At 37.2% G+C, this 14,792-nt stretch carries 7 protein-coding genes; 1 reads left to right on the forward strand and 6 read right to left on the reverse strand.

Annotated elements, in window-relative coordinates; genetic code table 11:
- Positions 1–10: 10 nt before the first annotated feature.
- Genes infB through IEV85_RS21515 form a run of 3 tightly spaced genes read right to left on the reverse strand, consistent with a single transcriptional unit; the run spans position 11 to position 4,780 of the window.
- Positions 11–3,013 carry a translation initiation factor IF-2 gene (gene infB, locus IEV85_RS21505; protein WP_188467335.1) on the reverse strand — a complete coding sequence of 1,001 codons (3,003 nt, stop codon included), beginning with the start codon at positions 3,011–3,013 and terminating at the stop codon, positions 11–13.
- A 50-nt stretch (positions 3,014–3,063) separates the two neighbouring features.
- Positions 3,064–4,305, reverse strand: a complete 1,242-nt coding sequence (gene nusA, locus IEV85_RS21510; protein ID WP_188467336.1) for a transcription termination factor NusA — start codon at positions 4,303–4,305, stop codon at positions 3,064–3,066.
- Position 4,306: 1 nt separating this feature from the next.
- Positions 4,307–4,780 carry a ribosome maturation factor RimP gene (locus tag IEV85_RS21515; protein ID WP_188467337.1) on the reverse strand — a complete coding sequence of 158 codons (474 nt, stop codon included), beginning with the start codon at positions 4,778–4,780 and terminating at the stop codon, positions 4,307–4,309.
- A gap of 376 nt (positions 4,781–5,156) precedes the next feature.
- On the opposite strand from IEV85_RS21515, the gene cysS reads away from it, so the two are divergent.
- Entirely contained in the window at positions 5,157–6,644 is a 1,488-nt protein-coding gene (gene cysS / locus IEV85_RS21520; RefSeq protein ID WP_188467338.1) for a cysteine--tRNA ligase, read from the forward strand.
- A gap of 76 nt (positions 6,645–6,720) precedes the next feature.
- Here the strand turns inward: cysS and tamL are convergent, their stop codons facing one another.
- The 3 genes from tamL to IEV85_RS21535 all read right to left on the reverse strand — a co-directional run bounded on the left by tamL (position 6,721) and on the right by IEV85_RS21535 (position 14,561).
- Positions 6,721–9,063: a translocation and assembly module lipoprotein TamL gene (tamL, locus tag IEV85_RS21525; RefSeq protein WP_188467339.1), complete on the reverse strand. Its 2,343-nt coding sequence runs from the start codon at positions 9,061–9,063 to the stop codon at positions 6,721–6,723.
- The gene (locus IEV85_RS21530; protein WP_188467340.1) at positions 9,023–13,999 is read right to left on the reverse strand and encodes a translocation/assembly module TamB domain-containing protein; all 4,977 of its coding nucleotides are present in this window, start codon (positions 13,997–13,999) and stop codon (positions 9,023–9,025) included. Before IEV85_RS21530 ends, tamL begins: the two co-directional genes overlap by 41 nt.
- Positions 14,000–14,111: 112 nt before the next feature.
- Positions 14,112–14,561, reverse strand: coding sequence for a hypothetical protein (locus tag IEV85_RS21535; protein WP_188467341.1), 450 nt, complete (start codon positions 14,559–14,561; stop codon positions 14,112–14,114).
- Between the last annotated feature and the right edge of the window lie 231 nt (positions 14,562–14,792).

Below are 14,792 nucleotides of genomic sequence, written 5' to 3' on the forward strand. Positions count from 1 at the left end.
TTAAGTATGCTTATTTAAGCTTTCTTTTCACTTCTTTTTCTTCAAAACCTTCGATTACGTCTCCAATTTCAATGTCGTTATAGCCTTTTATGCTAATACCACATTCGTAACCTTTCTTCACTTCTGCCACGTCATCTTTATAACGTTTCAATTGATCAATATCGCCCGTGTATTTCACAATACCATCTCTGATCAATCGGATTTGATTATTTCTCTTCACAAATCCATCAGTTACCATACAACCAGCTACCGTACCAACTTTGGAAATTTTAAATACTTCACGCACTTCAATATTTCCAGTAATTACTTCTTCAGTGGTTGGTGCAAGCATACCTTCCATTGCGTCTTTGATCTCATTGATTGCATCATATATGATAGAATACAACCTAATTTCAATCTCCTCATTTTCTGCAATCCTTCTTGCGTTAGGGGAAGGCCTTACCTGGAAACCAATCACAATTGCATCAGAAGCAGAAGCTAATAATACATCAGACTCGGAAATTTGTCCTACCGCTTTGTGAATGATGTTTACCTGAATTTCTTCATTTGACAATTTCAATAAAGAGTCTGCCAATGCTTCAATTGAACCATCCACGTCACCCTTTATAATCACATTCAATTCCTTAAATGAACCAATCGCCAGTCGTCTGCCAATCTCGTCTAAAGTAATATGCTTTTTGGTACGCATACTTTGTTCACGCTGAATCTGCTCTCGTCTGTTGGCAATTTCTCTTGCTTCACGATCGCTGTCCATTACGTTGAACTTATCTCCTGCTTGTGGTGCTCCATCTAAGCCCAGCATTAATACCGGTGTGGAAGGGCCAGCCTCTTTTAACTTCTTGCCACGGTGATCAAACATGGCTTTCACTTTTCCATAATGAGATCCGGCAAGAACAACATCTCCAACACGAAGCGTACCGCTTTGTACCATGATGGTTGTTACATATCCTCTACCTTTATCCAATTCAGCTTCAACAACCGCTCCTGTAGCATTTCTGTTAATATTAGCAGTTAATTCAAGTACTTCTGCTTCCAACAATACTTTTTCAAGTAAGTCTTCAACACCTTGTCCTGTTTTAGCAGAAATCTCCTGGCATTGGTATTTACCACCCCAGTCTTCTACCAAAATGTTGATGTTCGCTAATTCTTCTTTAATTTTATCCGGATTAGCATTAGGCTTATCCACTTTATTGATTGCAATTACCATCGGTACACCGGCAACCTGTGCGTGATTAATTGCTTCTTTTGTTTGAGGCATTACGGCATCATCAGCAGCTACTACAATCACTACCACATCAGTTATCTTAGCACCACGCGCCCTCATCGCAGTAAAAGCCTCGTGACCAGGAGTATCAAGGAATGCTACCCTTTTGCCAGAGTCCGTCTCCACAGAATAAGCACCGATGTGCTGCGTAATACCACCAGCTTCACCTTCAGTCACTTTAGCCTCACGAATGTAATCTAGTAAAGATGTTTTACCATGATCTACGTGTCCCATGATAGTTACAATAGGAGCTCTCTCAGTTAAATCTTCCGGATTATCAACTACTTCAGCTACCTCAGTTTCATCATCAGCTTCCGTAAATTTAACGTCATAGCCAAATTCATCAGCAATGATGGTAATAGTTTCAGCATCCAGTCTCTGGTTAATAGAGGCGAAAATACCTAAAGCCATACATTTAGCGATAACATCGTTCACGCTCACATCCATCATTGAAGCCAGGTCATTGGCTGAAATGAATTCAGTGGTTTTTAGTACTTTAGATTCCTCCTCTTGTTGCTGCATATCGCCTTCGCGTCTGTCAGCCTGAGTTTGTCTTTTTTCTTTTCTATATTTAGAGCGATTTCCACTGGCGCCACCGCCTCCGCCTTTTCCACTGAGGCGAGCCATGGTTTGCTTAATTTGCTCTTGAATTTCTTTTTCTGTTGGCTCAACTTTTTCTACGCGGCCTTTTCTGCCACCTGCTGCTCCACCTCTTTGATCAGGTCTGCCTCCACGATCGGATCTGCCTCCGGCACCAGCTCTTGGTGCGTTAGCATCCTGAGGTTTACCGGCAGTTCCCGGAGCATTGCCTCCAATTCTCTTTCTAGGTCTTTTTCCTCTTCTGGCTTCTTTCTTATCATCAGAAGAAGCTACCGGTTTTACACCTTTTTTACCTTTTCGTTCTTTTTCTTTTGGTAATTCTATTTTACCTAATACAGTTAAACCTTTCAAAGCATCAGCCCTGGCAGCAATAGTTCCCTCTTCCGGCTTTTCTTCGGCTTTGGCTTTATCTTCTTGCTCCTTCTTAGGCTCCTCTTCCTTCTTCTCAGCAGCAACTTTTGGTTCTTCCTTAGGCGCTTCTTTTTCCTTCTCCTCTTTTGGCTTTTCTACCTTTTCAGCTACTGGCTCAGCAGGCTTTTCTACTTTCTCTTCTTTTTTCTCTTCTGCTTTTGGCTCTTCCGGCTTTTTAGCTTCTTCCTGTTTAGGTTCAGGCTTCTTCTCTTCAGCTTTCGGTGCTTCAACAGGTTTTTCCTCTTTTTTAGGAGCTTCTTCCTGAGCTTTTGGCTTTTTAGGATTAAGATCTATTTTTCCTAAAACTTTAATCCCCTGTAATTTTGGAGCCTCCGATTTGTAGGAATCATCTTCCTCCTTTTTAGCTTCTTCCGGTTCGGTAGGTTTTTGAGGAGCTTTTGGTTCCTCCTTAGCAGGTTGCTTGCTTGCGCCAGCTCCTGTATTCTTTATTAAAATATTGTCTTCTTCCTCTTCTTTTTCAACAGCATCGCCTTCCGAATCAATAACAACATTGCTATTATGCTTTTTGCCAATGGTAAGGCCGGAAGCTTCCTCCTTTTCCATAGCGGATGAAGCAAACTCTTTAGCAAGCATGTTAAATTGCTCTTCAGAGATTTTAGAATTTGGTTTGCTGTCCACCTCAAAACCTTTTTTGCTCAAGAAATCCGTGATTGTAGATAGTCCTACATTCAGTTTCCTTGCAGCAAGGTTGAGACGCATCATTTTTTCTTCTGACATAAATGCTTTGTATTCTTCTAAATATTATTAATCCGAGGAAATATTTATTCCTACTCGAATTCCTGACTAAAGATATTAAATATCTCGTCTATTGTTTCTTCTTCAAGATCAGTTCTTTTCACCAGCTCTTCTCTGCCAATTTCCAACACTCTTTTTGCTGTATCTAAACCAATCTTCTTCAATTCTAAAATAACCCAGTCTTCAAGAACATCGCTGAATTCATCTATCAGTACATCTTCTTCTTCAGAAGGAGATAGTTCTCTGAAAACATCGATTTCCATACCAACTAATTTGCTGGCCAGCTTAATGTTCTGCCCACCTTTACCAATTGCTAAAGATACCTGATCAGGCTTTAAGTAAACAGAAACCCTCTTTTTATCTTCTTCAATTTTAATAGAACCAATTTTTGCAGGGCTTAAAGCTCTTTGAATATATAGCTCAAGGTTCTCGGTATAGTTAATTACATCTATATTTTCATTCTGCAATTCACGCACTATACTATGAATTCTTGAACCTTTCATTCCCACACAAGCTCCTACCGGATCAATTCTGTCATCATAAGATTCTACGGCTACTTTTGCTCTTTCGCCAGGCTCTCTTACAATTTTTTTAATAGTTATTAATTCATCGTATACTTCTGGTACTTCCTGCTCAAATAATCTTTCCAAAAACACAGGAGATGTTCTTGAAAGAATAATTTTAGGATTCCCATTACTCATTTCTACCCGATGAACGATAGCTCTTACACTGTCGCCCTTTCTGAACCTGTCTTTAGGTATTTGCTCAGACTTCAGTAATATCAGCTCATTACCATCAGAATCAGTAAGCAGTGTTTCTCTACTTAAAATCTGATAAACTTCTCCGGCAATAATTTCACCCACCAACTCTTTGTACTTGGCAAAAAGAATATCTTTCTCAAGATCTTTCACTTTTTGGATTAAGGTCTGACGGGCAGTTGTAACCGCTCTTCTTCCAAAATCCAATAACTTCACTTCTTCCGCTACTTCTTCACCAATTTCAAAATCAGGTTCAATTTTCTTGGCTTCAGACAAGCTGATTTTATCATGTTCCCAAATATCTTCTGAATTGTCATCAACAATTTCGCGAAAACGCCAGATTTCTAAATCACCTTTATCGGCATTAATAATAATATCAAAATTATCATCCGTTTCGTATTTCTTACGGATCATAGTTCTGAATACGTCCTCCAATATTCTGATCATTGTAGGACGATCAATGTTTTTCTGCCTGGCAAAATCGGCAAACGATTCAATTAAATTTAATGTGTCCATGTTACTTAAATGAAACCAAGACTTTAGTTTTCTTTATTAATTGAAAAGGAATGTTTACTTCCTCCTCCTTGATTTTCTTTGTACCTTTTTCTTTTATCTGTTGGTTTACAACGATAAACTCCGGCTCTACTTTTAATAGTTCCCCGGTTATGGTATTATTCTCTGTAGTTTCCACTTTTAATTCCCTGCCAATATTCTTTTTATACTGACGCTCATTTGTTAGTGGATGATCCAGACCCGGAGATGAAACTTCCAGAACATATGCTCCATCAATTACTTCATCTTCCTCCAACCTTGCACTTAACTGCCGACTTACGCTGGCACAGAAGTCAATATCGACACCATTATCACCGTCTAATAAAATAAGAATCTTCTTTTTATCGTTGCCTGTTATCACTAAATCAACTATAAAATAGTCCGGATCAGTGATAATACCCTCCAAATAGGTTTTTATTCTCGCTTCTAAATCCATCATTCTACGATAAAAAAGAGGGGACTGAAAGCCCCCTCTTCATTCTATTTACTAACTTTGTTGCAAATTTAGAAGAAAATTCTGAGCAAAACAAATAGCGCGTATTTATTACATCATTTAAAGGAGATTATTGCTCCTTTGCATTAAAAGCCTGATATAAAGCGGATAAATAAAGTACTTACTAAAGCTAGCTATAAATTTTGAATACACATCATACAACCATAACTAACTGGCATTTAACTTATTAAAATCACATTCCAATGCACTCTAATTACACTGTTAAACGCTTTCTTCATTATCTGAAGTAAAAAACTAACTACTAATTAAAGAAACTGGAATTTATTCAATAAAAAGAAAATCAAATTTTTAATTTTGCAGGATGATAAACGATTTAAAAATTCATAACTCACTTACTCGTAAAAAGGAATTATTTAAACCCATTAATCCTCCTTTTGTAGGATTATATGTATGTGGCCCTACAGTTTATAGTGATGTGCACATGGGAAATGTAAGAACTTTTATGAGTTTTGATGTGGTAAATCGTTACTTAAAGCATTTAGGCTATAAGGTAAGATATGTAAGAAACATTACCGATGTAGGGCACCTTGTAAATGATGCAGATGATGGTGAGGATAAAATTGGCAAAAAGGCCAAACTTGAAAATCTGGAACCGATGGAAATTGTACAGAGGTACGCAAATGGTTTTCACCAGGTAATGGATATGTTTAATACTTTACCTCCGGATATTGAGCCCTCTGCCACAGGTCATATTGTTGAACAAATAGAAATCACTAAAAAATTACTTGAAAATGGTTGGGCTTATGAAAAAAATGGCTCAGTGTATTTCAACGTGGAAAAATATAACAAATCTCATGAGTATGGCATTTTAAGTGGTCGGAAAATTGAGGATTTACAAAGTAACACCAGAGCACTGGATGGCCAGGATGATAAAGAAAGTCCACTTGACTTTGCTTTATGGAAGAAAGCATCCGATGAACATATTATGCGATGGCCTTCTCCTTGGGGAGCCGGATTCCCCGGCTGGCACCTTGAATGTACTGTAATGAGTACCAAATATTTAGGAGAGACTTTTGACATCCACGGTGGAGGACTTGATTTGAAGTTTCCTCACCATGAATGCGAAATAGCTCAATCAGTTGGGGCAACAGGCAAATCACCTGTGAATTACTGGATACATACCAACATGCTGACCGTAAATGGGCAAAAAATGAGCAAGTCACTTGGCAATTCTTTTTTACCTACAGAATTGGTAACCGGAAATCATGCTATGTTGGATCAGGGATACTCCCCCATGTCAGTAAGGTTTTTTATGCTTCAAACTCACTATTCCAGCACGCTGGATTTTAGCAATGAAGCTTTAAAAGCAGCCCAGAAAGGTTATAGAAAACTAGCCAACGGATTAAAAACTGTAAAAAAGCTAAATTTTGCACAGGATGAAGGCTCCAAGAACGAGCAGGTAATTAATGAAATCAAGCAGGCTTGCGATAATTGCTATCGCTCTATGAATGATGATTTCAACACCGCTAAAACTATTGCTCAACTATTTGAGCTTCTTAAAAAGATTAACTCTTTACATGCAGGCCAGCTGAAATATAGTGAAATAGGTAAAGAAGTATTTACCAAACTAGTAAACACCTACCAATCTTTTATGGTAGATGTGCTCGGCTTAAAAGAGGAAACACCTGCAGAAGTTCACCCAATTATAGAAGCTTTGCTGGATGTTTATAAAAAAGCAAAAGCAGAAAAGAACTATGCTCAGGTTGATGAAATAAGAGCCGTTTTAAAATCCAATAAACTCCTGATAAAAGATATGAAAACTGGGGTTGACTGGGCTTATGAGGAATAGCAAAAGAGTTTAAAGCTATAAAAATCAGGGAAATCTGCCTTCACCATGGTTATAGGAGGCAGGTTTCTTCTAAAAATTAAAAGGGATAGCCAATTCCAAAGTTCCAGATTACGTTATCCTGTCGCCAGGACTTACTTCCCAAATTAAAGTTATCTTGCCAAAAGAAATTTCCATTACCATCAACCTTTCTTAATGGTGTGGCAACATCCAACCGTATTACAAAAAACTCTATATCTACCCGCAGACCAATACCGGCACCAACTGCCACCTGATCAATCCAATTTTTACTAAATTCCTTTGTTGGCCCTCCATTTTTTAACCATACATTACCGGCATCAGTAAATACAGCACCTTTCAAAACTGACACCAGCGGGAACCTGTATTCCAGGTTAGCTTCCAGCTTGATATCTCCTGCCTGATCAAAAAAAGCTCCTCTACTTCCTGACTCCTCAGGCACAAAGGAACCCGGGCCTAATGAACGAATTCTAAAAGCCCGTACACTATTAGGGCCTCCCGAGAAATACTGCTTGGAGTAGGGAAGACTTTCCGAATTACCATATGGAAAGCCAAAACCTGCAAAAATCCGGCTGACAAAGTGGGACTCTTCACCTATATTTAGATAATGCCTTACATCAACATCCAATTTTGAATATTGAGCATACTGCTGCCCCAGAAATTCCTGCTCCGGACCAGACTCTCCTCCAATTTTTTTTACCAGTGAAATAGTATTTCCTGCAAAATCAGCATTAAAGAGCACGTAAAACCTGCTGACTTTCTCGGCTCGGATGAGCTTATTGTATTCAAAGCTATAGTTTAAGCCTGCAATAAATTGCTGATCAAAACTACTCTGCAATAATTGGTTGTTACTCAAAATAGAATCAAACTCTGCTGTGCTTTTGCTTAAATTAATTACATTGATTGAAATAGGATTAATAGTGTGGGTTACGTAAGCATTTCCTTTCCACTGGTAGCCAAGTTCTGCAAGAAAAGAATGCAATGTAAAAAGCTTAACACGCCTCAATAAATCGTATGATAAATTTGCTTTGGTTCTGGGAACAGAATATCTAAAACGAGATTCTAATTTTCCCGGAGCTATAAGTCGTGGAAATGTTAACTCTCCTCCGATACCTGTTTCAAAATTACTTAAGCCTGAAGTTTCTCTTCCTGAAAGTTGCGCCTGGTATCCTACTTTTCCTCTCACCGTAAAGATTTCTCCACCTCTAAAAAGATTACGGTTTTCATACTCTACATTGAAGGTAGGGCCGGCAAAATTATTAGATTGTGAAACCCCTTGTAATTCAGCTCTAAATGCTCTTTTATTAGTGGGAGATAAGTATAGCGATGTATTTAAAAAACCAATACCATTCTCTTTTACTGAATCTTCCTCATACCTGATGTTTACGAACCGATATGTTTCCAGTGAATTTAATCTTCTTAAAGTAAATTCTTCATTTTCCTGAGCATAAAAATCTCCCTCATTTATTAATAAATAGGGATACATTCTATATGGCTTAAAAAAAGTATCTTCCTGAATAAAAGTAACGTCTTTATATACCGTGGAATCTGTTTTACTACTGCCACTATCCAGCTTTATGGAGTATTTGGGGTATACAGTTATATCTCCAATTTTATACCTTAAAAGCGCATCTTCCGGAGTAGATTGCTTGACAGATAGCGTAAGAGAAGCATAATTATCCTGAGCAGTTTCGATTGAATCTGCTGTGTACAATAAATATTTCTCTACAAAATAATAGTATCCATTCTCTTTTAAATAGGTAGCAATAGCTTCTCTTTCAGTGGTCAGTTTTTCAAGTGTATAAGGTTGATCAGGCAAAATAATTTTCTGCTCTTTTACATGAGCTGTGATAAGACTATCTAACGTTGTATCCCCATAACTTCGATAGGTGTAATCAGAAATCATCAACCTATCACCAGGACGAACAACATAAGTTGCACTACCTGTTTCCTTTTTGTGAATGGTGTCAGATTCTACTTCTCCATAAAAGAAGCCCAGGTTTTCCAGCCTGTTATAATATAACTTTTCAACCTGCTCCGGCTCTACATCACTCATTAACACAGGCTCTTCACCAATTCTTTTATTAACCCACTTAGCATAAAAACCAGCCTCACCTCTTTCTACTTTTTGGTAAGCCCATAAACCTAATCTCATTCCTAAAATCTTACTATTAGGCTTAGGAATAGCCAACCCTTCTATTTTATCTTCAACTTGCTTTTTATATTTACGCGGAGCCTCTCCTTCAACAGATGTTTCTGCTCCTGTGTAAAGCAACTCATTTTCCGGTAATCTTTTCAGGGTATTACAAGAATAGCTTATAATAGAAAGTACGATAATAATGGCTATATTTTTACTTAAGCTCTCACTCATTAGTCTCAGCATCTCCTTTATTTTCCGACTCATTCTCATTATTCCACAGTTCACGCAATTTGTCAAATTCCTTAGTGAATTTAATGGAAACACCCGTTACCACCACTTGCCCGTCAAGTATACCCTGGTATTCACTTTTTCTAAACCCTGTAAGCATGTACCTGCCATCTTCCGTGAGTAGGTATTCCACTACTACATTACCTATAATGTCCGTAGCCCTCTGATCCTGCCTTTGATCACCTTCCAGGTCAACCTGACTTCCTACTTTTACTCTTACTCTATTATCAAAAAGAGATTTGCTTAAGCTTACATCAAGCTGCGTTCTATCCTGCGCTGTACCACTTTGGTAATCTTCATAACTCTTAAGATCAAGATTTAAATCAACACCTTTTACATATTTACTACTGAGCTTATTTAGCTGATTGGATAATATCTGACTCGCACTATTTCTGGCGATCTGCTCCGAATCAGGCCCAGTACTTTCGCTTCCGGCAGGAAAAAACTGGTTGAGCACAAGTAAAGAGAAAACCTGTTTATTCAACTGCGATTCATTTCTATTAATTGCCTGCACTTGTTGATACACGTTACCTCCCAATGCACCTCTGCTATCCTGTGGCATCTCTAATCCAAAAGAAATTTCAGGTTCACTAAGGTTACCTTTTACAAAAAGCTGTACAATAAATGGTAGTTTTTGCCTGTATTGGTTTTTCACTTCTATGGAAGAGCCGGAAATCTGATCTGCCATTAAACTATTTACAGAGGCCTGAAGGTTATACAGTGCGGTAATATCTAAGGAGGCACCTAAAGGATCTCCGGACCAGCTTATCTGGCTTCCCTGCTTAATTTCGAATTTCCTCTTTACTAAATCATACAGACTTAACTGGTAAAATCCATTATTCACTATGTAATTTCCACTTAAGCTGATAGTACCATTTTTTCGCATGATAAGGCTTAAATCTGTTTCTCCTGAAACAGTTAGAAAATCGCCTCTTCTTTTGTCAACTATTACTTTAAATTTTGCTGATTTATCAGTTTCGATATTGGCAGACACCTCAATACCCGAAATTTGAGTGCTTTGTACATTTTGAGCGCTATCATACTGAATGCTATCTCGCGGCTCGTAAGGATTTCTGAACTGAACAATTCCTTCACTTTCTACTAAATCTACTCCTGATTCCGGAATAACATATACAAAATCTGTTTGATCATTAATACGTACATCAGCACCAATAGAGGCTGAGCTTAAAGAGCCTTTCCAGTCTATATTAAGATCAGCAAAAACTTTTCCATAAAATAACTCATTATCCTCTGCTGAAGAATTGAGCAGTTGAAAGTTGTTGGCTTGTAATTCTAAATCAATTTCAGGATCTATAAAACTTTCAGTTCTTATAGTTCCATTTAACAGCATTTTTTGTCCGTTTTCATCAACCAAAGTGAACTTATTTAGTTCAATGGTTTCATCCTCCAGCAATATGGTTTCATTAGGAAGTTTAAATGTTGTATTGAGTTCCGCCAATGAGAAGGAAGCTTCCTGAAATTGTAGCTTGCCGGAATAGTCAAAATCCTGAGGAGTTCCATTAATGTTAAAATTTCCTGTCAATATACCTTCTGCTTTATTAATGTAGTCTTCTGTAAATTTGGAAATAAAGGGTAATGAAATCTGATTAAAATTGGTTTTTGCTTCAAATTGCAATGTGTCGCTACCATTGTTGAACCATCCGTTGCTTTCAATGTTAACAGGACCATCCAGGCCTACATTAAAGCCATACCTGTTGGTTGCCTCCTGCTCTACATTTATCTTCAAATTACCCGCTTCCTCATGCATCACTTCAATGTTATCTAATGATATGGAAACGAACATATCTAAAGGTTTTTGAAAATCCTTTAGTTTAATTTCTCCTTTTAAAGCACCTTTAAGCGGGCTCTCCTCTGCATTAATAATAGATAATAGATTTTCAATTTTAAAATTCCTGAACTCAAAGAGCATAGAGGTTATATCTTCTTTCAGCTCTGTACTAATTCCAAAATACTGCTGATTTCTCTGCAAAATCATATCTCGAATCACAGGTCCATTCTCATTAAAATACAAGCTGTTGTTTTCATCAATCTGCCATGGCTTACTATTTAAAGTGAGATTTTTGTTTATAATATTCCAGTATAATGAATCATTCCTGCTTTGCGCTTCCGCATTGATATAATACAGGCTGTCTTGATTTTCATCTTCCATTAAAAAATTAAACAATGCCTGTTGTTCACCAACATCCGCAGTAAGGCTGGTTGGGTAAATGTCAATAACATCAGAAGTAATTTTTTTAATACTCACTGAGGCATCCAAAGTAGAGGAGTCCGATACAATATCCATCATAAGGCTGTCAATATCGATGTTATTAAATACAAGACCCGGCAAATCCAGATGTATTTCAATTTCCTCCTTTTTGGCAGAGTAATTACCATAGAAGCTAATCGGCTGGAAGGTAATTCCTTCAGGAATAAAATTTTCAATATTATCAGTGAGTGCAGCTTTTACTTTAAACCTTACCTGAAGCGGATTTTTAGTAGAGTCTTCACTAAAAAACCGTGAATCCATCAATTCTGTAAGATTCAGACTAAAGTTGGATAACGTATTCAGAGGTTGATTCATTTGTGTCAGTACTGCTATCTCTTCCCAATCAAGATCTATTCGGGAAGAATCCTGTGAATTGTACAAGGCTAAATGCAGTGGTTCAAACGGATAAGCACTGTTGTTATTACCAAATGAAAAATTGCTAATATTTAAATCTATTTTCTGGTAAGTATCAGTTACATCCAACTCCGCAATAGTATTCATTTTTAAATAGGTGAGTGAATCTGCTATGCCGAAAGCCAGTAAATTCATTCGGTTTATTTGAGCCTTCAGTCTGACTGATTGTTTTGTACTATCAATAGTGCCGAGGGCATTAATATCGTAATCCAGTATCTTATCGGCATATTCGCTGTGTAAGGAAAATTGTTTATCTTTTAGCTCTGCCTCTAATTCAAGAGGATTAAATTGATGGCTTTGGTAAGATAAATTAAGGATTTTTAAATCTGCTTTAGCATTCAGCGTAGCCAAATCCATGCCTGTTCCCTCCACATTTAAAATAATATCCACAGGATCATAACTGGCAGTATCCTGCAACCATTTGTCAATTGCTAACTGCTCTCCTTTCACTTTAACATCATATTTCTGAGGTTCATTGCTGTTAAAGCTTCCTTCTATATTTAACAGGGAAATTTCATCAATTATACTCTGAATATCTGCTTTCGCCAAACCATTGTTCCAAGACCCACTACCGGAAAGTTCAATTTTTTGCGGGTATTGATCCGGATAGTTTTCAGGTACAAAACCACTAAAATCTTTAGTTCTGGCTTTTAAATTGATGCTGCTTACAAAAACTGAGAGTTCATCAGGCGATAATAAACGCTCTGCCTTACCATCAATAGACAAGGAAGTATATTCTCCATAAAATAGCTTAAATTGATTAATTTCCATTTCCTCTGTGGTTCCTGCAAGATTTCCATATATTTGAACCGGGTACTTAGCTAAATTTCTATACGCTGTATCTGCTCTCAGTTCCGGAGCAAAGTAATAGGCATCCTTTAGCTCCAATCTGGTACCTAAACCCAATTGAAGATCCATAGTACTTCCTGATAAATTACCATTGATGACGGAATCGAACTGCTGGTATTTCAGGACTAAATCTGACTGAAATGAAGATTGAGCTGTTCGAAGTGTGAGGTCGGAAATAACTGCTTTTTCTGAATCGATTGAAATGCCTGTACTTAATTCTTTTAACCTAAATAGTGTGGAATCAGTAGCAGATAGCATAATCTTCTCCAAAGCTAAAAATTCAGGTTTATAATTAAGCCCGGAGATTTTCAGGTCCAAATCCTGAAACTCCATGTGCGAGGGATTGAACGACTGTCTGTTTAAAGGCTTGTTCCCTTGATGAAAGCTTAAACTATCAAGCTGGAAATTAAATTGATTGACTGCCACCTTCCATTCCGGCCATTCAAAAGCGTTTGCTGAGTTTGCATTATCCGCATTTACTGTAGTGCTGTCTGCTGGTTGAGCGGCTGCAAGCGCTATTTCCATTCGGTACTGTTGGTTGGAAAATTCTTCTACAGATAGATTATTTTTATTGAGATCTATACCTGCCTTTTTGAGAATAAGGCTCTGCCACTTACCCGCCAAAAAGGTACTGTCAAAAGGTGTGGAGTAACTAATATCAATATCAGAAAGTTCAAGATGGTCCAAAGAAATTACTGGCAATGCGCTAACAGAGTCAGTTTCTTCAGGTGCTTCCGGAAAAGGATTGAGCTGCTTGTAATCTGCCTTAACTCCGGAAAGTGTAAAATCAGCCACATCAAAAAACAGGCTATCAAGATTAAACTCATTCAATTCGGTTTGTAAATTTTTCAGCGCCAGAGAGGCTTGCATTCCTAAAATCCTATCCGAATAGTTAAGATCTATATTATGAAGGCTAGCCTCCTTTATAGTAAATGTGGTGGTAGATTGCTTTTCTGGCTGGGGTGCTTGTTTAGTTGAGTCGCTTGCAAAAGCATCGATCAAAAATTGATAATTAAAAGTGCTATCAGTGGCCTTGTTATGCACATTAGCCCTTAAACCATCCAATTCAAAGTTCTTTACAATTATATCTCCCGAAAAAGCCGGCCCCCAGGCAACATCTACCAAAATAGATTTTGTATATAGTAAAGTGTCTTTTTGCTGATCTTCCAGATAGATTCCTTCTACTACTGCTTCTCCTAAAAAAGATATGTACAAACGATCAATATTTACCTCAGTATTAGTTTTATCGCTCACATAGTTAGTAGCAAAATCTGTAATTTTTTGCTGAACTATTGGTAGTCGGAGTGACAGCACCACCAGGATAAGTAGCAAAAGAATTGAACCAATAATGTAAAGAAGTATCTTCCCGAATTTTTTCAAATTAATATTAAAGTATGTTTTATAATTAAGCGCTAATAACCAATTCTAATCTTACGAGATTAGCTACATAAAGTGTTACTTATCGCCACGGAAAGAGTTTGAGAACAATAACTTACTTCTTTAAGTCCAAGTCCTCATAAAAATCACGCTCTTTATAAGGATGCTCTATATTGAAAAGGGAAATCAATATATTTTCAAATAATGGCCCCAGCCAGATAAGAATAATTCCACTTATTCCTAGTATAAGGGACTCATTTCTTAAGGTCTGCATGTTTTCCAACCAAAAAAGACCATGCAATACTGAGGTAATTATTCTCAAAATCAATGTCCAGTTTTTGCGCCAGGTTATAATGATGAGAGTGTTTTGTAAAATTATAAGCAAGGCAAATACCAATACATAATCATTTACGAACCAATTTAAAAACAGGTTTTCAAAAACAGTACGTTCCAATGTTAAACCAAATAACGATTCTGCCAGCCACATAAATTTATAAACACCATAAAATATTAAGATCTGGACAAGGCTTATAAAAACGCCAACAAAAATTCTTTTCTTAAGCATGCTTTTTAAATTTGACTCAAAAGATACGAAAACCTTAACAATGAGCGTAATATTTTTTGATCATTCCTCTTCCTGTAAGGTTATTTTCCTATCAGTGCATTCTCTATTCACAGGATTGCTATTTCAAGGCATCTCTATTTAACATAAATATAAAAAGGTGTTAGCACAAATTTTAAACCCGGTGAGATTCCACACCGTTTTTACAATAAAAATAACCACTAAAAAAGAAAC

Source organism: Marivirga lumbricoides (assembly GCF_014636295.1).
GTDB lineage: Bacteria > Bacteroidota > Bacteroidia > Cytophagales > Cyclobacteriaceae > Marivirga > Marivirga lumbricoides.